The sequence below is a fragment of the Streptomyces sp. NPDC006879 genome, from assembly GCF_042869595.1.
Taxonomy (GTDB): domain Bacteria; phylum Actinomycetota; class Actinomycetes; order Streptomycetales; family Streptomycetaceae; genus Streptomyces.
Genome location: NZ_JBIAGC010000036.1, coordinates 40014 through 63233 on the forward strand (window position 1 = coordinate 40014; position 23220 = coordinate 63233).

Here is a 23220-nt window from a genome sequence, read left to right on the forward strand (position 1 = left end):
GAGGGCTCGTGTTGTTCCTCAGGCGCGCTGGTCCGCGGGCGACGGGACAGTCCCGGGAGCTCATAGGCTCGGACGCATGCCCACTCCCGACTTCATCCGCCGCATCCGCGCCAGCGCGGGCCACCAACTGCTCCTGCTACCCGGTGTGACCGCCGTCGTCTTCGACTCGGCCGGTCGGGTCCTGCTCGGTCGACGCGCCGACACCGGTGAGTGGTCCGTCATCGGCGGCATCCCAGAACCGGGTGAACAGCCCGCCGAAGCCGCGGTGCGGGAAGTGTTCGAAGAGACCGCGGTGCGATGCGTGGCCGAGCGGGTCGTGCTCGTCCAAGGTCTGCGGCCGGTGCGCTACGCCAACGGTGACGAGTGCCAGTACATGGACATCACCTTCCGGTGCCGCGCGGTGGGAGGCGAGGCCCGGGTGAATGACGAGGAGTCCTTGGAGGTCGCCTGGTTCGCCACCAAGGCCCTGCCCGGGCTGTCGGAGTTCGCCCTCCACCGGATTCGCCGTGCCATGGCGCAGGAGGAGACCTGGTTCGAGCCGGCAGGCCTGTGAGACATCCCCGGGACGAGCGTGGGATCAGCTCCCGGACGCCGTCTCGTACAGCTGCCTGCCCTCCTCGTCGAGGACCGCGCTGTAGGACACCTCCGCAGTGCTCCCGCCCTCCTCCAGCCCGCCCAGCACGCCCGTGAGCGTTCCGCTGGAGGTGAGCCAAGGACTGCCGCTGGTCCCGCTGCTGTAGCCAGGACAGTCGATCTTGCGCTGCGTGCTGCTCACCCGCTCCGTGTCGTTGGTACAGCTGATGGGGGTCTCCAGGACGCGGGGATAGCCGATCACCGTGGCCTGGAAGCCGTCCGGCGGGTCCGCGGACACCCGGAAGCCACCCACCAGGTCCTCGATGTCCCGTCCGTCCCTGGCCTCGACCTGTACGAAGGCCAGGTCCGCGTCCGGATCCTCGCTCAGAGTCCAGGACGGTGTGAGGTAGGCCCGCTCCAGCCGCCACGCTCCGAAGGGGGCCCGGCCGTCGCGGTAGCCCGGCACGAAGGTCAGATGGGCCAGACCGCTGCCGTCCCCGAGACAGTGCGCGGCGGTCACCAGCAGATCGTGCCCCGAGCTGTGCACCACCGAGGCGGTGCAGAAGTGATCCGCGTCGGGGCGGGTGGAGACGAGAACACCTACCCGGTCGGCGACGCCGGTCTGGCGCACCGGCACCGTGACCCCGACCGGTCCGGCCACCGAGTGTCCGGGCGTGGCGGCGGTGGTCAGGGCGAGCAGGACCGCCAACGTGGGCAGCGCGCGCCAGGGCCCGCAGGCACGCGACCTCAGCGAACGGATCATGAGCCGCATCCTCGCCGACCCGGAGCGCGCCAGGACGCCGATTCGATGAGAATCCGGTGAATTCATCGGGCTGGTCGGCGCCGACGGTGGCGCCGAAGAACCCGAAGCTCGTGGCGTGCCACGCACGGTGGCCCGCGGCGCTCCCCAAAGCGCTGCGGGCCCCGCGTGTGGAACCCGCTCCCCTGCGCGGCGGCACGCGCCGCGGTCCCCGAGGACAAGGACCGCTCACCGGAGCCGGGGGCACCCCTGCGCCCCGTCCTCGACCAGCAAAACACTCCCGGCCCTCGCCTGCATCGGCCGAAAGGCCCGTGTCATCCCCTCCCGTCGGCTCCCGCGGCACCCCCCTCGGGCGGCGCGGTGGGGTCGGCGCACCGGTACCGGAAAGCGGCGGTTGCCGTTCGGCGGGCGGGGGAGAGCAGCTGGATCTCCGCCCGCGCACGGTAGACGCCCTCGCCGCGGAAGCTCCAGAACAACCGCAACCTGGCCTCGCGCTGGCCTGATGCCACCCGTTCGCTCAACAAGGGCGAACGGGAACCGTCGTTGCGTACCCACCGGTAGACCAGGGTGCCGGGGCGGCCGTTGGTGCGCAGGACCGCGGTGAGTCCGGCCGTCGCACCACACCCCACCGGATCGCCCGGAGCGCTCACGCTGATCTGGCCCACCTCGACCTCCGGCGCCAGGTGCTTCCAGCCCAGGTAGACAAGGACGGCGAGCAGCACCGAGGCGGCCAGGGCGTACTGGCGCAGAGCGGCGAACGGAGGGCGCCGCCGGGGGGCCGTGGTGGCGCCGGGCCAGGCGGGCCCGGCCGAGGACGTGGCGTAGGGCCCGGTGGTGCGCGCCGTGTGGGCGGTGACACCGGGTCCGAAACGCAGCACGGGGCCCTCGGCCCCGTCCGGCGGCACCGGCGCGCAGCTCACCGCGGTGCCGTGTTCGATCCAGTGGCTGGCCAGTGCGGTAGCGCTGTAGTCCGTGTCCTGAGCGGGGTCCGGGGTGCGAGGCGCGGAGCCCTCGGGATCGTTCAACGTAGCTCACACCTCCTGGTGGCGATCTGTGCCCAGGAGGCGTCCGGATCGGCCGCTGGCACGGTACTGATCCGCACGGCCCAGTGGCAGTGGTCGTCGCGGAAGGTGTGCTTCGACGACAGGCGGTACTGGACGGCGCCGCTGCGGCGGTACGTCGTGGCAGGCCCGTCCGGTGCGCCGGGTCCGCCCTGGGCGTTCCCGGAGAACCACTGGACGGTGACCACCACCGCGCGGGTGTCGTTCGCGGTGACCGTGAAGGTGGCGTCGGCAGTGCTCGGTCCGGTCTGCCGCAGCGAGGTCACCTCGCTGGACAGGACCTGTACCGGCGGGGATGGACTGCCCCCGCCGGGCGAGGGGGTGGCCGGCTCGGCGTGCGGCGAAGGCGACGGGATGGCGCTGGTGGTCGACGGTGGTGTGTCGGTGGGTGAGGAAGCGCTCGGCGTACTGGCGGCAGGCTCGGCCGGGCTGGGCACCGACCACGCGGGCGGGGCCGAAGGAGTTGCCCCCGGTGTGGCGGAGGGGTGCGCGGTGCCCGTGGGGACACCGGCCGGCGAGTTCGTGGGAGCCGGTGGTTCCTCGACCGGACCCCAGGGCGTGGGCCGGTCCCGGGGGCTCACGTCTGCCGCGGGCGAGTCCGTGGGCCGCGCCGTGCCAGCCACGGTGGTGGCGAAGGACCGGGAGGTAGATCGCCCGCCGAGTTCCCCGCCGGACGCCTGTGCCGCGAACAGCAGCAGGCCGCCCGTGACCAGGGCCGCCCCGGTGGCGAGCAGCCCGCGCCGCCCCGGGCGCAGACCGCCCCGTCCGGGGTTCCTCAGCGTGGTGGCGGCCAGCGAGCTGCTCCCACCAGCTGGTGGCCCGGCCGCGGAGGGGAACAACAGGGGCACCAGGGCAGCGAGCGCGGCCAGTCGACGCTGTCCCCGCTCCTCCCAGTGGGGCCCGTACGCTTCACCCGCGATGGCCGTCAGCTCGGCGACGAAGGCCTCGGCGTCCGCCGGCCGCTCGGCCGCGTCCTTCGCCAAGCCGCGCCGCACCAGGGGCTGAAGGGCTTGTGGTACGGCGCCGAGCGGCACCGGAGCGCTGACGTGCTGGAGGGCAAGCTCCGCGAAGTTCCCCCCGCTGTAAGGCTTGCGACCGGTCAGACACTCGTAGAACACGGCCGTCGCCGCGTACACGTCGGTGGCCGCCGAGGCCGGTGCGCCCCGCCACTGCTCCGGAGCCATGTACGCGGGGGTACCCGCAACCCCCTTCGTGCTCCCCTCACTTGCCGCGATCCCGAAGTCCACCAGCTTCGAGGAGCCGTCCGCGGCCACCAGCACGTTCTCCGGCTTGTAGTCGCGGTGCACCACCCCCGCCCGGTGCGCGGCGGCCAGGCCCAGCAGGGAGCCCTTCAGTACCAGCAGGGCGGGTTCGGGTTGCGTTCTCCCCGCGTGGACGAGCAGGGCCCGCAGCGCCACTCCGTCGACGAGTTCCATGACGATGGCGGCGCCCCGGGCGGACTCCACGTACTCGTACAGGCGCACCACGTACGGGCTCTCCAGCGCGCCGAGCAGCTCCGCCTCGGTGCGGAACCCGCCGGTGAACCTCTGGTCGGTGCGCAGGTGTTCCGCGAGGTACTTCACGGCGACCGCCACACCGGTGGCCTCGTGCACGGCGAGCACCACGCGCCCGCCGGCGCCGGCGCCGAGCTCCCTGGTTTCGGTGTATCCCGGGACCTTCCACGTGTTCATCGCGTCCCCCGGGCGGGCTGTCCCGCCGTGCCGTGAGCCGTCCGCATCCGCTGACAGGACAGACACGTCCCGGCCATCGGCCGGTTCCCGCCGGTCGCGGTCGAACTGGACGGCTGGCGGGAGGGCCGCGCGGCCTTCGGTCGACTACGCCGCGGGGGCAACCGTGGCGATCATGTGGTGCAGTCGCTGTGCGGCGGCCCGACCGAAGGCGGGGTCGTTGATGTGGGTGTCGAACTCGATCAGTTCGGTACGGCCACCGGACAGTCCGTCCCGCAGAGCGCCGAACAGCGCTCGGTCGGCGTCGGGGTCGTGGTAGGGGCCTCCCGGCCGGCCGAGGGTGGACAACCCGCGCAGCGGTACGCACACCGCGGTGGGGCCGACGGCCGCCCGCAGCTTGTCGGCCACCTCCCTGCCCAGCCGCCTGCACTCGGACCGGGTGGTCCGGATGACCGTCACCGACGGGTTGTGCACCCGCATCCGGCGCTCCGGCCCGCGCAGATGCTCGGGAACGGTGTGCGGTGGGCCGAACTTCACCATGTCCAGGGCGCCCAGGCTCACCACCTGTGGTACGCCCCGGCGCCCAGCCGCGGTCAACCGGCCCGCGCCGGACCCCAGGAGTCCGCCGCACAGGTGGTCCGCCACCTCGCTGAGCGTCAGGTCCAGCACCCCCGCGAAGTGCCCCTCGCCGGCGAGTGACTCCAGGGTCCGCCCGCCCGAACCGCTGCTGTGGAAGACCAGCACCTCGTAGCCGAGTTCGGTCAGCCGCTCACGGGCCGCGTCCACCCCCGCGGTCGTCACCCCGGCCATGCTGGCGGCCACCAGCGGCCGTCCGCCGGTGCCGAACACGGCCGGTGGTGGGTTCCGGGCGAACCCGCGGGCCATCCCGGCAGCCGCGTCCGCCGCATTGGCCAACACGGGAGCCGAGATGCGGTTGATCCCGGCGATGTCGACGACGCTGTACATCATGGTGATGTCGCTGGCCCCGATGTACGAAGTGACGTCCCCACAGGCCATCGAGGACACCATCAGCTTGGGTACGCCCAGCGGCAGGGCCCGCATCGCCCGGGTCGCGATGGAGGTTCCGCCGCTGCCGCCGATCGCCAGCAGTGCGTGCAGTCGACCCTCGGCGTGCAGCCGTAGGACGGTGCGCTCGGCGCCCTCCGCCATCGCCGTCACGGCTGCACCTCGGTCTCCGGCGGCGCGCAAGCGCGCCAGGTCCAGTCCGGCAGCGGCGGCCACCGCTTCCCGCGGTACGTCCGCCGGTACCCTCGGCTCCCCGATCACGCCGGCATCGATGAGGAGCACCTCCACCCCTGCCGCCAGGAGCCGCTTCCGTAACCAGCCGTATTCGATGCCCTTGGTGTCCAAGGTCCCCAGCAACGCCACGATCGCCATGAACTGCACTGTCGACCTGCGAGGACGCGCTGGCAAGTCAACGACCGGTCAATTGCTCGGCCAGTCTGTCCAAGAACACGCTCTGTGACGTGATCAGCAGGGAGCGGGCAGCTTGTGGGGTGAACCAGCCGACCCGGTCCAGCTCCGGGAACTCCTGCCGCACGCCCGACCCGCGGGGCCACTCCATGAGGAAGGTGCCCGCCACCATCAGCGCGGGGTCCAGATCCGCCTCCACGGCCCAGACCGTTACGATCTTGCCGCTGGCCTGTGTGACCTCCCCGAGCTCCAGGTAGGGGCCCGGTGGGGCCGGCAGACCCACTTCCTCGGTGAACTCCCGCCGCGCCGCGTCGACGGCGGCTTCCTCGGGCCCGTACTCGCCCTTGGGGATGGACCAGGCACCCGCGTCGCGGTGCCCCCACAGCGGTCCGCCCATGTGGCCGATCAGCACCTCCAGCCCGTGCACGTCAGAGCCTTCGCGGCGGAATAGCAACAGACCGGCGCTGCGCTTCTGTTTCATCGTGTTCTCCTTCGTGGATACCCCGTCCTTGAGGCCGGGGTGGAGACGAAGCACCCGCCTGGCGGGGCGACGGGCTGCGATTCGCCCCCAGGACGGTCCGCAGTGCTCTTGGCCGGTGGTTCTTCGTCTTCACCTGCTGTCAGGCTGGTTGGTGAGGCGTGGGCGCCTTTCGCTCGGATCGGGCGTCCGAGTACCGCCGCAGTCCGACGGACGCGCCGGCAGCGGAGCTGTCGTGCACCTTTGGGTGTGTGGGGGAAGGGGCGACAACGTGACGCTCGCGGCCGGAGGGAGGCGTGGGCGCGTCCGGAGCGGAACGGAAGCAAGGACAGGCTTCCCAACAGTGCCGCCGCCCTCGACATCAAGGCTCCCCGTACATCAGTGCCCGTGCGGCCCGTTCAGGTGTACCGGCCCGTGCGGGTCGGTGCAGTGGCCGCCGTCCCAGGAGGCTTCCCCGGCCCGTCCCACCGCCAAAAGGCTCTCCTGTGCGTGGTCTACCTGAAGAGTGGTGTGCGTGATGCCGTACTCCTTGTCGAGGAGCTGCTCCAGTTCCCGCCGCACCGCGTGGCAGTCGCCGTCCTGCGCGACCAGCACATGTGCGGACAGGGCCGCTTGACCGGAGGTGATCGTCCAGATGTGCAGGTCGTGGACCTCGGTCACGGGAGCTTGCGAGACGAGCCGGTCGCCGACCACGTCGGGGTCGAGGTGGGCCGGTGCGGCCTCCATGAAGATCCGGCCGGACTCCCGGAGCAGCCCGTAACCCGCCTTGACCATCAGCGCGACCACCACCAGCGTGGCGATGGAGTCCGCCCGGACGAATCCGGTGGTCAGGACGATCAGTCCGGCCACGGCCGTTCCGATGAACGCGAACAGGTCGTTGAGGATGTGCTGGTAGGCGCCCTCGACGTTCAGGGAGGTGCGGTTGGCCTTGGAGATGCACCAGGCCGCAGCGATGTTCACCACGATGCCGGCGAGCGCGGTGACCAGCACCAGAGCGCCCTCCACGGCCGGCGGGTCGATCAGGCGACGCACCGCCTCGTAGGCCAGCCATGCCGCGAGGAGTAGCAGGGTCAGCCCGTTGACCTGGGCGGAGAGTATCTCGGCCCGCTTGAGGCCGTACGTGAAACCGCCACGCGCCGGTCGTGCCGCCAAGCGCATGGCGATCAGTGCGAGCACGATGGACGCGGCGTCGGTGAGCATGTGCGCGGCGTCGGAGATCAACGCCAGCGACTGCGCCAGGACACCGACGACCACCTCGACCGCCATGAAGGAGGCGATGAGCGTCAGAGCGATGCCCAGCCAGCGGCGGTCGGCGTTCTCGGCGACGGCGTGCGAGTGCCCGGCGTGTGAGCCGGTTCCGGGCGCTCCCGCGTGGTCGTGGTCGTGTTCGCTCATGGTGTCCCGCGCCCTTCCGGTCTGCGGCTACGCAGAGCCGCCCTGCCGTACCAGGGCCCCTCGTGGGGTCCCGACGGGTGCAGTGAAGCGCACCTGACGAAGAACGGCAAAGGCTGCATCGGTCACCGTTGTCATCTCCGATAACAACGCTCTGACCTGCGGCGATATCAAGGCGTCGGGAGTAGCTCGGCAACTGCGGTGCCAGGCGCCCGGGCGCTGCCGCGGCTAAAATCAAGCTCATGGTGTCGCGTCCGATCAGCACGCCCCCGGTGCCCGAACTCGTCTTCAAGACCGTCGGGGGCACCACCGTGATGGAGCCGGGGCGGACGTACCACATAGGACGGGATCCGCTGAGCGAGATCTTCCTCGACGACGCGCGGGTCTCCTGGCACCACGCGGTGCTGCGCCCCGAGGGCGACCACTGGACGCTGGAGGACGAGCACAGCACCAACGGCACCTTCGCCGACGGGCAGCGCGTACACGTACGGGACGTGGGCGCGGGAAGCGTCATGCGCTTCGGTAGCGTCGAGGACGGCCCCCGGGCGGTACTCCTCGGCCGTGAACCGCCGCCCCCGCCACCCGCCGCCGCGGCACCGCCGCCGGGCGCCGCCCGGGGGAACACCTTCCTCTTCGCCGGGCCGGAGACGACCGGTACCTTCCGCCGCCCCACCGCGGTCTTCGAGCTGCCCTCGCAGGTGGTCCGGATCGGGCGTGCCCCCGAGAACGACCTCGTCGTGGACGATCTGACAGTCTCCCGACGACATGCGGAACTCCGTGTCCAACAAGCCGGATTCGAGATCGTCGACCTCGGCAGCCACAACGGCACCTTCCTCAACGGAGCACGCATCGACGGCGCCGCCCCCGTGGGACCCGAGGACGTGATCGGCATCGGCCACTCCGCCTTCTGCCTGGTCGGTGACCGGCTGGAGGAGTACGTCGACACCGGCGAGGTCACCTTGGACGCCCAGGATCTCGCCGTCACCGTCGGTCAGGGCAAGGTACTCCTCGACCACGTCTCCTTCCCGGTGGGGCAGAAGTGCCTGCTGGCGGTCGTCGGGCCCAGCGGTGCGGGCAAGTCCACCCTGCTCGGAGCCCTCACCGGACTGCGGCCCGCCGACCAGGGCACCGTCCTCTACGACGGGCGCGACCTCTACCGGGACTACGCCGAACTACGCCAGCGCATCGGCCTGGTGCCGCAGGACGACATCCTGCACCTTCAGCTCACCGTGCGCCGCGCCTTGACCTACGCGGCCGAGCTCCGCTTCCCCCAGGACACCGCCGCCGCGGAGCGCGCCGCCCGGGTCACCGAGGTGATCGGCGAACTCGGCCTCGTGCAGCGCGCGGACCAGCCCATCCACAGCCTCTCCGGGGGGCAGCGCAAACGTGTTTCGGTCGCCCTGGAACTCCTGACCAAGCCCTCGCTGCTCTTCCTGGACGAACCCACCTCGGGCCTGGACCCCGGCATGGACCGCTCGGTCATGCATATGCTCAGAGGCCTGGCCGATGACGGCCGCACGGTCATCGTCGTCACCCACAGCGTGCTCAGCCTGGACGTGTGCGACCGGTTGCTCGTCCTCGCTCCCGGTGGTCGGATCGCCTACTACGGGCCGCCGGATGAGACCCTCGGCTTCTTCGGCTACGGGCAGTGGCCCGAGGCCTTCGAAGCCTTCGAGACCGAACAGGGCCGTGACTGGGCGGCGGAGTACCGCGCCTCGGCCTTCCACCAGCGCTACGTCGCCAGGTCCGCCGCGCGCCGCGAGGCCTCTCGCCCCTCCGAGGTGGCCGGGTTCGTCCCGCCCCCGCCCAAGGCCCAGAGCTGGGGCGCCCAACTGGGTACCCTCGTCCGCCGATACGCAGCTGCCCTGGCTGCCGACCGCACCTTCCTCGCCATCATGATCGCCCTGCCCTTCGTGATGGGTGCCATGGCGCGAGCGCTCGCTGGTGGCACGCTGACCCGTGAGACCGCTCTGAACGCCCTCCTCATCCTCTGTGTCGGCGGCGTGCTCACCGGCGCGGCCAACGCTGTGCGTGAACTCGTCAAGGAACGCGTGATCTACCAACGGGAGCGGGCGGTCGGCCTTTCCAGATCGGCCTACCTGATGTCCAAGGTGGTGGTGCTCGGCACGGTGACGATCGCGCAGGCGATCGTCCTGACCCTGGTCGGGCTCCTCGGCGTCGATCTCAATGCTCCCGGCGGACGGGGCGTGCTGATGCCGCCGCTGCTTGAAATCACCCTCGCGGTGGCTCTGCTGTCCTTCACGGCGATGATGCTGGGCCTGCTCGTTTCTGCCCTGGTGCGCAAGGAGGAGGTCACGATGCCGCTGCTGGTCCTCCTCGCCATCGTCCAGGTGGTCTTCTGCGGCGCCCTCCTCCAACTGGACGGTGTTCCGGTGCTGGAGCAGTTCTCCTGGCTGGTGCCCTCCCGCTGGGCCCTGGGGGCCATGGCCGGCACCATCGACCTGGGGCGCATCGTCCCGGGCCAGCTCACCTCCGATCCGCTCTTCGCCCATTCCACCGGCATCTGGTTGCTCAACATGGGGATGCTCGTCGTCCTCTCCGCCCTTCTCTGGTTCCTTGTGTCCCGGCTGCTGCGCGGCCACGAACCGGCCATCATGCGCAAATGACCCCAGCGAGGAACGGAGGTGTCGATCATGAGCACCGACCAGTCGGTGGCCCTGCCTGCGGGCTGGGACTTCCGCCCCACCCATGTGGTGCCCCAGGACGGGCTGTCCGCCTGGGAGTCCCCTGACACCTCCCGCCCCACCACCCCGCTGGATCGCTACCTGCCCGTACAGCTCCTCGCCCGGCAGGGCGCCTGGGCACAGATCGTCTGTGTCAACGGCTGGTCGGCCTGGGTCGACGGCCGACTGCTGGTGTCCATGCCCGCGGCCCCGCCCCGAGCAAGTGGGCCCGCCGCGCGCAGCGAAGACCCCTCGCCCCTGCTCGCCCGGACCACCGAGGCACTCGCCCGCTACCGGCGTGCCAGTGATGAACTGGCCTCGGGCAGCTTGGACGCCGGAGGGTTTCGCCAGGGCACCCGCGGCCTGCGGGTCGGCGTGGTCATCGACGGCGAGTCGATCTGGCTCTACGACGAAGCGGCCGGCCGCTGGATGTACAGCGACGGCGGTCGGATGGCCACCTACGCTGTCACCTCGGGCCCCGGAGCAGCTGGGGCCGCGGAGTCCTCCGGCGACCTTGACGCGGCGCGGGGAGCGGACGGATCCGGTGAGCCCCCGGGACGGCAGGGCGCCGGGGCTCGGGCCGCGGAGCTGACCGTGACGGGTGACGATGCCCCCGCACCCCCCGCCGGCCCTGGCCGAAATGAGCGCTGATGGACCCAACGCCCACCCGACCCGCCGATCTGCTCGGCCGTGAGTTCGCCGGCTATCAGGTGGAACAGGAAATCGGCCGCGGCGGCATGGCCATCGTCTACCGTGCCCACGACCTGCGGTTGGACCGCACCGTTGCCCTGAAACTCCTCGCCCCCGAGCTCGCCCGAAACGACTCCTTCCGGGGTCGTTTCACCCACGAGTCCAAGGTCGCCGCGGCCATCGACCACCCCCACATCGTGCCGATCTTCGCGGCGGGGGAGAGCGACGGGCTGCTCTACATCGCCATGCGCTACGTTCCCGGGCAGGACCTGTGCGCCCTGCTGCGGCGCGCCGGGCACCTACCGTTCGCCACCACCGTGCGCATCGCCGGGCAGGTGGCCTCCGCGCTCGATGCCGCCCATGCCCATGACCTCGTCCACCGGGACGTCAAGCCCGGGAACATCCTGGTGGCTGAGGGCACCGACAGCGACCATCCCGAACACGTGTACCTCACTGACTTCGGCCTGACGAAGAAGTCCCTGTCCCTGACCGGGTTCACCACTGTGGGGCAGTTCGTGGGCACCCTCGACTACGTCTCGCCGGAGCAGATCTCCGGGGCGCCCGTCGACGGGCGCTGCGACGTCTACAGCCTGGGCTGCGTGGTGTACGAGATGCTGACCGGCCGGCCGCCCTTCCAGCGTGACACCGACATGGCGCTCCTGTGGGCGCACCAGTACGACAGTGCACCGGCCCTGAGCGAGGGGTGTCCCGAACTCCCACCGGAGGCAGACGAGGTGATGTCCACTGCGTTGGCCAAGCGCCCCGCCCAGCGGTACGACACCTGCCAGGAGTTCGTGACCGCGCTGCGTCGGCTGAGTGTTCGCAGCACGCCGCCGCACCCCGCAACCGTACTGGCCACCGCACCCCTGCGCGATGCCGAGCGGCCCGCAGCCAAGGACACCGGGCCACCGCCGCCGCCCCCCTGGGCCCTTCCGGTTCTGGGCTGAGCGAGCACTTGTGCCGCGACCGGATCTGCTCGCCCCACGGGCCGCCCGTGAGTGGTTGGCCCTGGCGCGATCAGTTCGGCCGGGACCGTGTGCTCTCGCCCCGCCGCCGCACCCTGGTTGCGGCAACGGCGCCGAGGAACCCCGCCACGGCGCCGCACAGCAGGGCGACGCCCAGGTTGCGCCACAGTTGGGCCTGTAGGTCCACGACCCCACCCAGTCCACCGACGTCACCGATGCCCAGCAGGGAGAGGCCGAACTGGGCGTGGATCCTGCCGGTCAGACAGATCATCAGCACGGTGAGCACGAGGGCCACCGCGACATGCAGAGCATGCTGCCACGGCCGCATCGAGGCCGGGGAACGGACCGCGGTGAGGAACGCCGCGGCCAGGAGGAGCACGACCGCCACGGCGATCAACCACACCGCCCGTCCGTCGTGGTCCGCGAGGGTTGCCACGTCCAACTGCGACAACTCCGAAGTGCGCAGCACGTCGTCCAGAGCCGGCGGCATCGGCAGCCCGAAGGGGCCATCCACCCGTCCCTGCCAGGCGCCGCCCAGTCCGAGGGTGAGTGCCGGCCACGCGAGATTGGGCAGGCCCAGCAGGATCACGGCGAGCGTTTCGACGCCGTGGCCTTGGGTTGCGGCAACGACCAGCCCCACCACGAGTCCCACCACGACGTAGGACAACAACAGGAAGACCATGCCGAAGGCGGCCGGGCGCACCGACTGCTGGAAGCGCACCAGCCGGGGCGGCAGAGGTGCCCCACGAGAGACCAACAGGGCCACCAGCAGTACGCCGAGGAGCCACAGCAGGCCGAAGAAGAGCGTGGGCAGCACGGCAGTACGAAAGCCCACCGTCGGTGAGAGGCCGAAGATCTCACCGAGTTGCCCGACCGGGGAGTCACCGGTGTCGATGGCGAAGCTGTGGCGGGCCGCCGCTGCGATGCCGCCCAGCGCGAGTAGCCACAGCAGGGCCAACTGGCCCGCCCGGATGAGGAGCATGCCGGCCGGGGCCGTGGCGTGGTGCCGCAGGGGGCGAAGGAAGCAGTAGGCGAGGACCAGCGCACCGCACAAGGTCACCGACAGCGGAAGGAAGGAGATCTGTGCGTCTGCATCGGCCAGAAACCCGGCGTTGCCGGAGACTTCCACACAACCGCCGACCGCCATCACCACGACCGCGGCCAGCACGCTGGGGAAGGAGCCACTGGGCAACTGCCCCGCGCCGGCGGCTGCGAGTCCCGCAGCGGCCAGCGCGAACATCGCCAGAAAGGCGGAGACCACCGCCACCAGCGCGTCCCGCCAGCCTGTCCAGCTGCCACCGCCGGTCGTTTCCGGTGTGCGTCCTTCAGCGTTCGCTGCCATTCGGCTCACCCTCCCACCGTAGGCAGCGCGCGTCCTGGGCGCCTGCCGGGCAGTGCCGAGGCGCTGACGGCCATGGCGTTCCCGGTTGCGGAAGCAACCGTGAGGCCACACACAATGGTCGGTGCCGAACGAGCCGGCTCGAATGGCCGGTGCAACCGAACACCAGCGCCCCAGGGCGCCCTTCGGAAGAGGATCCCGTGACCACCGAACCGTCTTCCGGCCGCCCCTCCGAACCCCCGTCCGTTCCTCCCAAGGGGCCGCCTTCCGGCCCGCTCTCCGGGTCGTCCGAACCGCCCCCCACCCAGGCCTCCGAGCCCCCCTCGGGCCCTCCTGGAGGCCCTCCAGGAGGGCCGGGCGGCGGAGGGCCGCAGGGCCCGGAGGGGCCAGGCAGTGGACCCGGGCCGAAGTGGTACCGCACGCCGATCGGTCTGGCCGCACTGGCCGGCACGGTGGTCGTGGTGGCCGTGGTGCTGGCGCTCGTACTGAGCCGAACGAGTGGCGACGGAGGCGGGTCCTCCAACCAGGCCGCGGGCGAGATCTTCTTGGAGCCGGTGTCCGCGACCGGTCCGGACCCCTACACCTCTTCCTCCGCGAACGACGCGGCGGTGCAGGAGCAGCAGCCGTCGGCTTCCGGCAGCAGTCCCCCTCCGGCGCAGCCCACCGGGAACCAGACGACCCGCAGCGTGAGCGGTGCCACGGCGGGTGTGTACGGCGGCAGCATGAACGTGGCGGCCTGCGATGTGGAGAAGCAGATCAGGGCCCTGCTAGCGGAGCCGTCCAAGAACCGCGCCTTCGCCTCGGTGCTCGGCATTCAACCAGCCGGCGTCCAGAGCTACCTGCGTTCCTTGACCCCCCTGCTACTGAGCCTGGACACCAGGGTCACCAACCACGGCTACCAGGACGGGAAAGCAACCACGTACCAGGCCGTCCTCCAAGCCGGCACGGCCGTGCTGGTCGACGACCGGGGTGTGCCGCGGGTGCGCTGCGCCTGCGGGAACCCGCTCGGCCAACCGGTGGCCGTCCAGGGCACGCCGAAACCCGCGGGCACGGCCTGGCCCGGTTACCGGCCCACCCAGACCGTCGTCATCGCACCGGCTCCGCAGCCGGTGACGGACTTCGTCATCTACGACCGTCAGGACGGGCAGTGGGTCTCCCGCGAGAGCGGCGACCACGACGGGCACATGGACCGCGTGGTGCCGGAGCCGAAGCGCCATGAGCAGCCCGAGCCGGGGCTGACCTCCATGACGCCCTCGCAACCCACCGGGACTACGTCCGCTTCGCAGTCTCCTTCACGCTCAGATTCGGACACGACCTCGCCGCCGCCCACTTCCCGGTCGGAGTCCGCACCGCCGTCCGAATCGAGCTCCGCACCGACCACCCAGTCCGCCTCCCCGCCGTCGTCCGGATCCGCCCCCGTGTCCTCGCAGGCCGCTGACGCGTCCAGCTCAGCGGCTTCCAGCCAGGGCCAGCCGGCCACTGCCTCGGTACCGGTCAGCGCGCAGAGCGCGCCACCGTCCGGTTGAGCGCCCGGGGCAGCCGTTTCGGCTCGGTGTTGGAAGGACCCCGATCCCCGAACTGACCTCGCGGGGCGGCGCCGACTGCGCGCCGTCCCCGGTGGACGTTCCTTCGGCGGCCCGTTCGGCCCACCCCGAGCGCGCTCGCGGGCCGGTGCGCACACACCGTCGTAGGGGCGTCACCGGGCGATTCCAATGCGCCCGGCCTGGTGCCCCCGCGCGGTCCACCGGCCGGCACGGGGGCTGATGCCCTCGGCAGGTCGCCTCGCGCGCGCAGCGCACCGGATCGGTGAGAGAGTGGCTCCATGGCCGACCAGGGAGCGCCGCCGGCCTCCGCCCCGCCGCCGGACGAGTGGCCCGCCTCGCCGGACCGTAGCCTTGCGCTCAACCGGATGGGCACCTTCGACTGGGACCTCGACAGCGGACAGATGCACCTGGACCCCGCTGCCCTGGACGTGTTCGAGCTGACCGAGCGGGAGTACGGCGGCACCCCCGCCGGACTGCGCCAGCGGATCTCCCCCACGGAGGACGCCCGACTCGACGGACGGGTCTCGCAAGCCCTCAAGTCGGGCCGCAGTCAGTACGGGGCCTACTTCCGCATCCGTCGCCGCGACGGCAGCTCCCGCTGGACACACATCCAGGGACACATCCTGCGCGACGCTGCCGGCCGCCCGTACCGCATCATCGGGATCGTCCGGGACGCCTCCTTGGACCGCGTGGATCCGAACCTGCACGGCCCGCAGAACAACCAGCACGAGGCCCGGCGCAGGTTCACCGGAGTGGTGGAACGGACCACCGCGATCCTTGCGCACGCCCGCACGGTCACCGACGTCACCGACGTGCTGAAGGACCCCGAGGCACTGGGGCACCTGGGCGCGGTCAGCGTGATGCTGGGCGTGGTGGAGGGCGGGAGGATCCACCTGGTGGCGGAAGGGCGGTTGGGCTCGTACGCGCCCGAGATCGAGTACACGAGGATCGAAGACGGGTTCCCGATGAGCGAGGCCGTGCGCACCATGCAGCCGGTCTTCCTGCGGACCCGAGACGACTTCCAGTACCGCTACCCGCGCCTGTGGCCCTACATCGAGCCGCTCTCCGTGTGCAGCGGCGTGTACCTGCCGCTGATCGCTCAGGGGCGTCCGATCGGCGCACTCGGCCTGCTCTACTCCAGGGACGCGGAGTTCAGTCGGGAGGAGCGAAACTTGCTGCTCGCCCTTGGCAGCGGTATCGCACAGAGCCTCAAGCGGGCGATGCTCTACGAACAGGAGCACGACCTCGCCGAAGGACTCCAGCGCGCGATGCTGCCGCGCGCGGTTCCGGAGGTGCCGGGCGTACAGATCGCCGTCCGCTACCGGGCCGCCGGCCTCGGCCGGGACATCGGCGGGGACTGGTACGACGTGATCCCCCTCGCCGACGGCCGGGTCGGCGTGATGATCGGTGATGTCCAGGGCCATGACACCAACGCGGCGGCCGTGATGGGGCAGCTGCGCATCGTGTTGCGCGCCTACATCACCGAAGGCCACACGCCGGGCACGGCGATGGCCCGGGCTTCGGCCTTCCTGCGGGACCTCGACACCGAACGCTTCGCCACCTGCACCTACGCCGAGGCCGATCCGACCACCGGCATGCTCCAGGTGGTGCGGGCGGGGCACCTCGACCCGCTGGTGCGGCGGGGGGACGGCTCGTGTCACCGGATTCCGGTGGCGGGCGGGCTCCCGCTCGGACTGCATACGGGGCCGGGCGGTGCCGGTGCCACCGGCTATCCGGTGACCACCATCGAACTCCACCCCGGTGACACGTTTCTGTTGTGTACGGACGGCCTGGTGGAGGTCCCGGGGGACGATCCCGACGTGGGCCTGCAGCGCCTGATGGACACGGTGCAGGCGGCCCCCGTCGAACTGGAGCCGCTCGCCGAGCTCCTGTGCTCCCTGCCCGGTGACCAGGGCGGTGCCGATGACATGGCACTGCTCCTGCTGCGCCGACGGGGGCCCTCCACCATCAAGGGAGGGGGACCTCTGCAGATGCGGCTGATCCCCGGAGACCCGGCCGGGCCGGTGGCCGCCCGTCACATGTTGAGGGCGGCGGCCTCGGCGTGGGGCGCCCGTGGCAGTGCGGACGAGATCGTGTTGGCCGCGGACGAGTTGATGAGCAACGTTCTGGTGCACACGGAGGGCGCGGCTCGGCTGACGGCCCGGCTCACCGCGGCGGGGCGGATCCGGGTGGAGGTGGACGACAGCTCCAGTGCTCTGCCGCGCCGGCGGCAGGCCGATGACTGGGGCACCTCCGGGCGCGGACTGCTGCTGGTGGACCGTCTGGCGGCCGACTGGGGCGTGCAGGCGCGGGGCGGTGGGAAGAGCGTGTGGTGCGAGTTCGAGGTGGGCTCGCCCACGCCCCCGGCCCGCCCTGCTGAGTAGTGGCTGGGGCGGGTGGGCTGGGGCGTCTGCGTGAACCGCTGCCGCGGTGGGCTGCGTCTGCCGGCCCGCACGCGAACGGGACCCCCGCGCCGGCCGGTGGACAGACCTGCGCGTGGGCCCCCGGGGCCGGGCGGGTCAGGGATGGGTGGGTCGGGAGCCGAAGTTCCCGTAGCCCATCATCTCGTGCGGCCACAGGCCGCCCTGGGGGATCTCCGCGGGTTCGCGATCACCGTAGCTCGTGTCCCAGACCGGGCCGCCCGGTTCGCGGTGCGGCTGGCTCTCCGGGGTGGGCGTCGGGAGCCTCTTCGCGTAGAGCCTCACGCCCCACCAGAACGCGGCGAGCAGGAAGCCGGAGATGGCTATTCCGACGAGGAACATGGGCGCGATGTTGGCGAGCGTCTCTGTGTCCATACCTCAGGGATACCCGATGGAAATGTTAATAATGTCGGAAATGGTAGATCGTTTGTTCGGCTGTGCACCGCTGGTCCGCGCGGCGCAGTCCGGGCCGAGGACACAAAACGCGGCGACCTGGCCCTGGCCCTGCTCTAGAGTCGGGTCATGGCAGCAGCAGAGGACACGGCGCGGGTCGACAGTTGGATCTGGGCGGTACGGCTGACCAAGACCAGGTCGTCGGCTGCCACCGCGTGCCGTGCCGGCCATGTGAAGGTCAACGGTGACCGGGCCAAGCCCGCCCAGCCGGTGAAGGTCGGCGACGAGGTGCGACTCGTCCACGCGGGTCGGGAGCGGATCGTCGTGGTCAGCCGGGTGATCGCCAAGCGGGTCGGTGCTCCCGTGGCAGCCGAGTGCTTCGTCGACAACAGCCCTCCGCCTCCCAGCCGGACGGAACTGGCCGCGACCGGAATCCGTGATCGCGGTGCGGGTCGGCCGACCAAGCGGGAGCGTCGGGACCTGGAGCAACTGCGCGGTCGCTGATGGAGTGCTGGTCGGCTCGCCGGGAGCCCCCCTCTCAGCGGGCGGACGTTCCGCTGGCGCCCCGGTCCGCTGCCCGGGCCGCCGCCAACTGGGTGGCGGCGCTGTGCAGCAGCATGTCCAGGGCGGCCGGGTAGGCGCTGTCTTTCATCCGTGCCGACAGAAGGCCCGCTGTCGCCGCGATGTGGGGATGACTGTCGGCGGGTAGCTTCGCGTAGGTCGACTCCCACCTTTCCTCGTCCGACTCCCTGGCTCTGCGGCCCAGGGCCAGGGATGCCGCGTCCAGTGCGGCGAAGGCGAGGGTCTGGTCGATGAAGGCGTGGTAGATCCGCACCGCGGCCCGGTCGGGGAACCCAGCCGTCCGCAGTACCCCCAGGATCGCCTCGTCGGCCTCGATCTCGCGTGGGCGCCCGGACACCCGGCTGGCGGTCAGCACAGCCGCCTGGGGGTGCGCCAGATAGGCGCCGTGGATGCGTAGGCCGAGTTCACGCAGGCCCTCGCGCCAGTCGCCGCCCGGCAGCCACCCGCTGAGCGCGCGGCCGATCAGCTCCTCGCCGATGGCCAAGGTGAGCTCGTCCATCCCGGCGAAGTACCGGTAGAGGGTGCTGGGGTCCGCACCGAGTGCCGCACCGAGTCGGCGCGCGGTCAGCCCCGCGCTCCCGTGTTCGCGCAACACCCGCAGGGCCGTCTCCACGATGTGCGCCTCGGTGAGGACCGTGCCCTGTTTGGTCGGTCTGCGTCGCCGCCGTGCGGATTCCGCCACCACTTGCTTACCCATGGTCACCCCTTCCTGCGTCCGGGGGGAGCTTATGCCAACAAGGTTGACGTTAACCAGGGCCCACGAGTTTCATCTCGCCCCAAGAGGCGCGAGCGCCGAATCCGAGGAAGGGTGACGTCATGCGTGTACTACTTGTGGGAGCCGGCGGTGTGGGAACCGCGATCACTCGGATCGCCGCCCGCCGCACCTTCTTCGACCACATCGCCGTGGCCGACTACGACCTCTCCCGAGCCGAGGCCGCGGTGGCGGCCCTGGGGGCGGGTGAGAACCGCTTCAGTGCCCACCGCATCGACGCCTCCGACGAGAAGGCCGTCGGTGACCTGCTGGCGGAACAGCAGTGCGACGTCCTGCTCAACGCAGCCGACCCGCGCTTCGTGATGCCGCTCTTCGCGGCCTGCGAGAGTGCCGGCGCGCACTACCTCGACATGGCGATGTCCCTGTCCCACCCCCACCCCGAGCGCCCCTACGAGGAGTGCGGGGTCAAGCTCGGCGACGCCCAGTTCGCGCGCTCCGACGCATGGGAGAAGGCCGGCCTGCTGGCACTCGTGGGCATCGGCGTCGAGCCGGGCCTGTCCGACGTTTTCGCCCGCTACGCCGCCGACGAACTCTTCGACCGGATCGAAGAGGTCGGCATCCGAGACGGGGCGAACCTCACGGTTGAGGGATATGACTTCGCTCCCTCCTTCAGCATCTGGACGACCATCGAGGAATGCCTGAACCCGCCCGTGGTCTACGAAGCGGAACGCGGCTGGTTCACCACCGAGCCCTTCAGCGAGCCCGAGGTCTTCGACTTTCCCGAAGGCATCGGCCCCGTGGAATGCGTCAACGTGGAGCACGAGGAGGTCCTGCTCGTACCCCGCTGGGTCAAGGCAGACCGCGTCACCTTCAAGTACGGCCTGGGCGATGACTTCATCGGCAAGTTGAAGACCCTGCACGAGCTCGGCCTGGACCGCACCGAACCCGTCACGGTGCAGAGCGATCGTGGGCCTGTCCGTGTGTCCCCACGGGACGTGGTCGCAGCCTGCCTGCCGAACCCGGCCACCCTCGGCGACCGGATGACCGGCAAGACCTGCGCCGGCACCTGGGTGAAGGGGGTCAAGGACGGTGCTCCGCGAGAGGTGTACCTCTACCACGTGGTCGACAACCAATGGTCGATGCGCGAATACGGCTCCCAGGCCGTCGTCTGGCAGACCGCGATCAACCCGGTGATCGCCTTGGAGCTGATCGCTTCCGGTACTTGGACCGGCGCCGGCGTCCTGGGACCGGAGGCATTTGCGCCGCTCCCGTTCCTGGACAAGCTGAACGAGTACGGCTCCCCTTGGGGCATGCGCGAGCAGTGATCAGTCGTGAGGCCTACGCCTACCGCTTGCGGTAGGCGTAGGCCCCCTCCGCCGCGGTGGCGACCTCGTCGAGGTCGCCACCCGCGCCCGCGGTCACGGCCGCCGCGACCGCGCCCTCCAGGAAGGGAGCGTCCAGCAGCCGGCTACCGGTCGGAAGCCCGTCGCCTTCGGCCAGCAGTGTCTTCACGGTCAGGACCGCGCTCCCGAGGTCGACGATCAGCGCCACTCCCGCGCCGCGGTCGGCGGCCCAGGCGGCCGAGCTGATCAGCTCCGCGCTGGTTCCGAGTCCGCCGTCGGGTCCCCCGCCGGCTGCTTCGAGCGGGAGTTGGGCCGGGGAACCAGCCAGGCCCCGAGCCAGGTCCGCCACCGCTTCGGCGACCGGCGCACTGTGTGAGACCAGCACGATCCCCACGACCCCCCGGCTCTCCTTCAAGACGCCCCCGCAGCAGTGTCCGCCAGGGTTCGAAAGAGCAGGGCCGAAGAGGTGGCCCCGGGATCCTGGTGGCCGATGCTGCGTTCACCCAGGTAGCTGGCCCGGCCCTTGCGGGCCAGCATCGGGACCGTGGCCAACGCTCCTTCTTCGGCGGCGCGGGCCGCCGCCTGGTAGGACGTGGAGAGCGCGGCCACGGCCGGAACCAACGCGTCGAGCATGGTCTTCTCGCCCGGTGCGGCACCACCCAGTTGGGCCACCGCGGTCACACCTGCGAACAGGGCCTCGCGCAACTGGGAGTCCGTGACCTCGGTAGCCTCGCCGAGCTCCTTTCCGGCACGCCTGAGAAGCGTCCCGTACAGCGGGCCGGAGGCGCCGCCGACCGTGGAGATCAAGGTCCGTCCGGCCGACCGGAGTGCATCCCCCGGGGCTGTCGGGGGGTCCTCCTCCCATGCGGCGAGCACGGCTGCGAAACCGCGCTGGAGATTGCTGCCGTGGTCGGCGTCGCCGATGGGAGAGTCCAACTCGGTGAGCCAGGCGGCCTCACGGTCCACCGATGCCGCCATCGCCCTCAGCCAGCTGCGGAAGAAGCCAACGTCTCGCACGTGTCCTCCTTCGTCAGGTCGCCCCGGCCGCCACCCTACGTCCCTGGCGTGCCGGCGGCGGGAACATCGTGCGTCAAGGGTGGGGGAGCCCGACGACGGGACGTGTCCCCGCTGACCGGTCAACGACCCCAGCGCAGCGCGGCGGTCTCGACCGGTGCCTCCCACAGGCGCAACAGCTCCTCGTCCACCTGGCAGAGCGTGACCGAGCAGCCGGCCATGTCCAGCGAGGTCACGTAGTTCCCGACCAAGGTGTGCGCGAGAAGGACTCCCCGTTCGGCGAGCACCCGGTGCACCTCCGCGTTGAATCCGTACAGTTCCAACAGAGGTGTGGCGCCCATCCCGTTGACCAGCGCCAGCACCGGGCCGGATGGACGCAGGTCCGACAAGACCGCGTCCACGGCGAGGTCCGCGATCTCCCGAGAGGTCATCATCCCGCGCCGCTCGCGGCCCGGCTCCCCGTGAATGCCCACCCCCAACTCCAGTTCCCCCGGCGGCAGGTCGAAAGTGGGGCTGCCCTTGGCGGGAGTGGTGCAGGCGTCGAGGGCCACGCCGAAGCTGCGCGAGCAGTCGTTGACCTGGCGGGCCAGGGCGGCGACGCGCTCCAGTGGAGCCCCCTCCTCCGCCGCCGCACCGGCGATCTTCTCCACGAACAGGGTTGCCCCGGTGCCCCGCCGCCCGGCGGTGTAGAGGCTGTCCGTGACCGCCACGTCGTCGTTGACGAGGACCCGTTCCACGCGGATCCCCTCTTCTTGGGCCAGCTCGGCCGCCATCTCGAAGTTGAGGACGTCGCCGGTGTAGTTCTTCACGACGAAGACCACCCCCCGACCCCCATCCACGGCCGCCGCGGCCCGCAGCATCTGGTCCGGCACCGGAGAGGTGAACACCTCGCCGGGGCAGGCTGCCGACAACATCCCGGGCCCGACGAACCCGGCGTGCAGGGGCTCGTGCCCCGACCCGCCTCCCGACACGACAGCCACCCGGCCCGCCCCGGGCGCGTCCCGGCGCACCACCAGGCGCTTGTCGACGTCCACCCGTAGGGTCGGGTGGGCTGCGGCCAGACCTCGTAGGGCGTCCGCCACGACGGTCTCCGGTACGTTGATCAACATCCTCATGGTCGTCTCCCGGGAGGCGTTTCGAGCGTCTTGCTGAGCGCCGTGTTCCAGCTCAGACAGGGAGCTCGCGCTGGGGCCGAGGGTCCTTTGCGCCGGCCAGCGGAACTCCGGGGGTGCGGAAGCTGAGGAGTCGCCGCCGTCGTAGTAGGCACACTTCGTGGGATGCGCCGGTGCGCTTCCCGTTGTCGTTCTCTGAAGGTAGGCCAAGTCCGCCGCGGGAGTGCGGCAAGCGCGGCCTTGGGCGTGGCAAACTCACGGTCGCGGTCGACGGGCCGCGGGTTTGAGCCACATGTGTGGACGCCGGGGGATCGGGTCAGGACGAATCGAGGTCGAGAAGGTGTCGGGAGAGGGTGGCAGCCGGCGGGAAGGTGGCGCCGAAGGTCCCCACGCGCTTCCAGTGGAGGCGTCCGTCGGGCGCGATGATGAAGACCGAGCGGCGTAGACCGATGAGCGGCGCATCGATCCCGAAGGACCGGGTCACCTCGCGGTCACCGTCCGTGAGCAGAGGGATGCGCAGCCCGCGGGCCCGTGCGAATCGCTCGTGGCTGTCGAGGGTCTGCGGGCTGATGCCCCACACGGTCGCCCCGGTGCTCTGGAGGGACTCCAGACCGTCCGAGTAGGAACACAACTGGGCCGTGCACACGGGTGTGTTGTCACCCGGGTAGAAGGCGAGCACGACCGGTGCTCCGCGTTGGGCGGACAGGACGTAGTCAGACCGCACGAATCGGTCTTCGTCGAGGTATCCCCCGGGTAGGGAGAAGTCGCCGACCGTCTCTTTGACGACGGGAGTTCGAGCCACTGGTTCTGCCTTCTCTTGGTGGTGAACGTGCCGGGCGGCGTCCTGGGGTACGTCGTTTCGTTGCGGGTGCCCGTGGTGATCGCGGTTGTGCCGTCGGGCGGATGCCTCGTGGACCGAGAGGCGCGCGGGTCGTGCCCTGCCCCGACCGCTCTCAACTCCCGACCCGGCACCGCCCCGGTGGGGTGGGGGTTTTAGGTGGGGAGGTTGAGGAGGAGGAGGGGGGTGGTGGTGGGT

General features: G+C 71.0%; 20 protein-coding genes and 1 pseudogene. 8 read left to right on the top strand and 13 right to left on the bottom strand.

What is annotated here, in order from left to right:
• Positions 1-76 precede the first annotated feature (76 nt).
• Positions 77-553, top strand: coding sequence for an NUDIX domain-containing protein (locus tag ACFYMC_RS22880; protein WP_388528307.1), 477 nt, complete (start codon positions 77-79; stop codon positions 551-553).
• Positions 554-577: 24 nt separating this feature from the next.
• Here the strand turns inward: ACFYMC_RS22880 and ACFYMC_RS22885 are convergent, their stop codons facing one another.
• The 6 genes and pseudogenes from ACFYMC_RS22885 to ACFYMC_RS22910 form a co-directional block, all read right to left on the bottom strand.
• Complete coding sequence (locus ACFYMC_RS22885; RefSeq protein WP_388528309.1) at positions 578-1336, bottom strand: trypsin-like serine peptidase; 759 nt, start codon at positions 1334-1336, stop codon at positions 578-580.
• A 311-nt stretch (positions 1337-1647) separates the two neighbouring features.
• Positions 1648-2358 (bottom strand): annotated as a pseudogene (locus tag ACFYMC_RS22890) (hypothetical protein); the annotation flags it as partial.
• Complete coding sequence (locus ACFYMC_RS22895) at positions 2355-4085, bottom strand: protein kinase (protein WP_388528311.1); 1731 nt, start codon at positions 4083-4085, stop codon at positions 2355-2357. The pseudogene ACFYMC_RS22890 and the gene ACFYMC_RS22895, both read right to left, overlap by 4 nt.
• A gap of 144 nt (positions 4086-4229) precedes the next feature.
• Positions 4230-5480, bottom strand: coding sequence for a Tm-1-like ATP-binding domain-containing protein (locus ACFYMC_RS22900; protein ID WP_388528313.1), 1251 nt, complete (start codon positions 5478-5480; stop codon positions 4230-4232).
• Positions 5481-5517: 37 nt separating this feature from the next.
• Positions 5518-5997 (bottom strand): NUDIX domain-containing protein, encoded by a 480-nt coding sequence (locus ACFYMC_RS22905; protein WP_388528315.1) that lies wholly within the window; start codon positions 5995-5997, stop codon positions 5518-5520.
• A gap of 375 nt (positions 5998-6372) precedes the next feature.
• Positions 6373-7389 (bottom strand): cation diffusion facilitator family transporter, encoded by a 1017-nt coding sequence (locus ACFYMC_RS22910; protein WP_388528317.1) that lies wholly within the window; start codon positions 7387-7389, stop codon positions 6373-6375.
• A 239-nt stretch (positions 7390-7628) separates the two neighbouring features.
• Here ACFYMC_RS22910 and ACFYMC_RS22915 point away from each other — a divergent pair, with 239 nt between their 5' ends.
• Genes ACFYMC_RS22915 through ACFYMC_RS22925 form a run of 3 tightly spaced genes read left to right on the top strand, consistent with a single transcriptional unit; the run spans position 7629 to position 11707 of the window.
• A complete protein-coding gene (locus ACFYMC_RS22915; RefSeq protein WP_388528319.1) occupies positions 7629-10013 on the top strand; it encodes an FHA domain-containing protein in 2385 nt (794 codons plus the stop codon).
• Positions 10014-10040: 27 nt separating this feature from the next.
• Positions 10041-10721, top strand: a complete 681-nt coding sequence (locus ACFYMC_RS22920; RefSeq protein ID WP_388528321.1) for a hypothetical protein — start codon at positions 10041-10043, stop codon at positions 10719-10721.
• Positions 10721-11707, top strand: a complete 987-nt coding sequence (locus ACFYMC_RS22925; RefSeq protein WP_388528322.1) for a serine/threonine-protein kinase — start codon at positions 10721-10723, stop codon at positions 11705-11707. The genes ACFYMC_RS22920 and ACFYMC_RS22925 overlap by 1 nt, the downstream gene beginning before the upstream one ends.
• 70 nt (positions 11708-11777) lie before the next feature.
• Here ACFYMC_RS22925 and ACFYMC_RS22930 read toward each other — a convergent pair whose 3' ends face one another.
• Positions 11778-13067 carry a streptophobe family protein gene (locus tag ACFYMC_RS22930; RefSeq protein WP_388528324.1) on the bottom strand — a complete coding sequence of 430 codons (1290 nt, stop codon included), beginning with the start codon at positions 13065-13067 and terminating at the stop codon, positions 11778-11780.
• 458 nt (positions 13068-13525) lie between these two features.
• On the opposite strand from ACFYMC_RS22930, the gene ACFYMC_RS22935 reads away from it, so the two are divergent.
• Positions 13526-14590 (top strand): DUF6777 domain-containing protein, encoded by a 1065-nt coding sequence (locus ACFYMC_RS22935; protein WP_388528326.1) that lies wholly within the window; start codon positions 13526-13528, stop codon positions 14588-14590.
• Positions 14591-14886: 296 nt separating this feature from the next.
• Positions 14887-16992, top strand: a complete 2106-nt coding sequence (locus ACFYMC_RS22940; RefSeq protein ID WP_388528328.1) for a SpoIIE family protein phosphatase — start codon at positions 14887-14889, stop codon at positions 16990-16992.
• Positions 16993-17127: 135 nt separating this feature from the next.
• On the opposite strand, the gene ACFYMC_RS22945 is transcribed toward ACFYMC_RS22940, so the two are convergent.
• Complete coding sequence (locus tag ACFYMC_RS22945; protein ID WP_388528330.1) at positions 17128-17403, bottom strand: DUF6479 family protein; 276 nt, start codon at positions 17401-17403, stop codon at positions 17128-17130.
• Positions 17404-17550: 147 nt separating this feature from the next.
• On the opposite strand from ACFYMC_RS22945, the gene ACFYMC_RS22950 reads away from it, so the two are divergent.
• Positions 17551-17925 carry an RNA-binding S4 domain-containing protein gene (locus ACFYMC_RS22950; protein WP_388528332.1) on the top strand — a complete coding sequence of 125 codons (375 nt, stop codon included), beginning with the start codon at positions 17551-17553 and terminating at the stop codon, positions 17923-17925.
• Between the two features lie 34 nt (positions 17926-17959).
• Here the strand turns inward: ACFYMC_RS22950 and ACFYMC_RS22955 are convergent, their stop codons facing one another.
• Positions 17960-18700: a TetR/AcrR family transcriptional regulator gene (locus ACFYMC_RS22955; RefSeq protein WP_388528334.1), complete on the bottom strand. Its 741-nt coding sequence runs from the start codon at positions 18698-18700 to the stop codon at positions 17960-17962.
• Between the two features lie 119 nt (positions 18701-18819).
• Between ACFYMC_RS22955 and ACFYMC_RS22960 the strand changes: the two genes are divergently transcribed.
• Complete coding sequence (locus ACFYMC_RS22960; protein ID WP_388528336.1) at positions 18820-20040, top strand: saccharopine dehydrogenase family protein; 1221 nt, start codon at positions 18820-18822, stop codon at positions 20038-20040.
• A gap of 19 nt (positions 20041-20059) precedes the next feature.
• Here the strand turns inward: ACFYMC_RS22960 and ACFYMC_RS22965 are convergent, their stop codons facing one another.
• From ACFYMC_RS22965 to ACFYMC_RS22980, 4 genes are all read right to left on the bottom strand, one after another.
• Positions 20060-20452, bottom strand: a complete 393-nt coding sequence (locus ACFYMC_RS22965) for a PTS-dependent dihydroxyacetone kinase phosphotransferase subunit DhaM (protein WP_388528338.1) — start codon at positions 20450-20452, stop codon at positions 20060-20062.
• Between the two features lie 17 nt (positions 20453-20469).
• Complete coding sequence (gene dhaL / locus ACFYMC_RS22970; RefSeq protein ID WP_388528340.1) at positions 20470-21075, bottom strand: dihydroxyacetone kinase subunit DhaL; 606 nt, start codon at positions 21073-21075, stop codon at positions 20470-20472.
• A 119-nt stretch (positions 21076-21194) separates the two neighbouring features.
• Positions 21195-22187, bottom strand: a complete 993-nt coding sequence (gene dhaK, locus ACFYMC_RS22975; protein ID WP_388528342.1) for a dihydroxyacetone kinase subunit DhaK — start codon at positions 22185-22187, stop codon at positions 21195-21197.
• 313 nt (positions 22188-22500) lie between these two features.
• The gene (locus tag ACFYMC_RS22980; protein ID WP_388528344.1) at positions 22501-22986 is read right to left on the bottom strand and encodes a peroxiredoxin; all 486 of its coding nucleotides are present in this window, start codon (positions 22984-22986) and stop codon (positions 22501-22503) included.
• Positions 22987-23220 lie beyond the last annotated feature (234 nt).

Excerpts from the sequence above, each read along its gene's own strand:
- ACFYMC_RS22910 (WP_388528317.1), bottom strand. The coding sequence starts at position 7,389 with ATGAGCGAACACGACCACGACCACGCGGGAGCGCCCGGAACCGGCTCA.
- ACFYMC_RS22905 (WP_388528315.1), bottom strand. The coding sequence starts at position 5,997 with ATGAAACAGAAGCGCAGCGCCGGTCTGTTGCTATTCCGCCGCGAAGGC.
- ACFYMC_RS22920 (WP_388528321.1), top strand. The coding sequence starts at position 10,041 with ATGAGCACCGACCAGTCGGTGGCCCTGCCTGCGGGCTGGGACTTCCGC.
- ACFYMC_RS22940 (WP_388528328.1), top strand. The coding sequence starts at position 14,887 with ATGGCCGACCAGGGAGCGCCGCCGGCCTCCGCCCCGCCGCCGGACGAG.
- ACFYMC_RS22925 (WP_388528322.1), top strand. The coding sequence starts at position 10,721 with ATGGACCCAACGCCCACCCGACCCGCCGATCTGCTCGGCCGTGAGTTC.
- ACFYMC_RS22960 (WP_388528336.1), top strand. The coding sequence starts at position 18,820 with ATGCGTGTACTACTTGTGGGAGCCGGCGGTGTGGGAACCGCGATCACT.
- ACFYMC_RS22885 (WP_388528309.1), bottom strand. The coding sequence starts at position 1,336 with ATGATCCGTTCGCTGAGGTCGCGTGCCTGCGGGCCCTGGCGCGCGCTG.
- ACFYMC_RS22915 (WP_388528319.1), top strand. The coding sequence starts at position 7,629 with ATGGTGTCGCGTCCGATCAGCACGCCCCCGGTGCCCGAACTCGTCTTC.
- ACFYMC_RS22930 (WP_388528324.1), bottom strand. The coding sequence starts at position 13,067 with ATGGCAGCGAACGCTGAAGGACGCACACCGGAAACGACCGGCGGTGGC.
- ACFYMC_RS22880 (WP_388528307.1), top strand. The coding sequence starts at position 77 with ATGCCCACTCCCGACTTCATCCGCCGCATCCGCGCCAGCGCGGGCCAC.
- ACFYMC_RS22945 (WP_388528330.1), bottom strand. The coding sequence starts at position 17,403 with ATGGACACAGAGACGCTCGCCAACATCGCGCCCATGTTCCTCGTCGGA.
- ACFYMC_RS22950 (WP_388528332.1), top strand. The coding sequence starts at position 17,551 with ATGGCAGCAGCAGAGGACACGGCGCGGGTCGACAGTTGGATCTGGGCG.
- ACFYMC_RS22955 (WP_388528334.1), bottom strand. The coding sequence starts at position 18,700 with ATGGGTAAGCAAGTGGTGGCGGAATCCGCACGGCGGCGACGCAGACCG.
- ACFYMC_RS22900 (WP_388528313.1), bottom strand. The coding sequence starts at position 5,480 with ATGGCGATCGTGGCGTTGCTGGGGACCTTGGACACCAAGGGCATCGAA.
- dhaK (WP_388528342.1), bottom strand. The coding sequence starts at position 22,187 with ATGAGGATGTTGATCAACGTACCGGAGACCGTCGTGGCGGACGCCCTA.
- ACFYMC_RS22895 (WP_388528311.1), bottom strand. The coding sequence starts at position 4,085 with ATGAACACGTGGAAGGTCCCGGGATACACCGAAACCAGGGAGCTCGGC.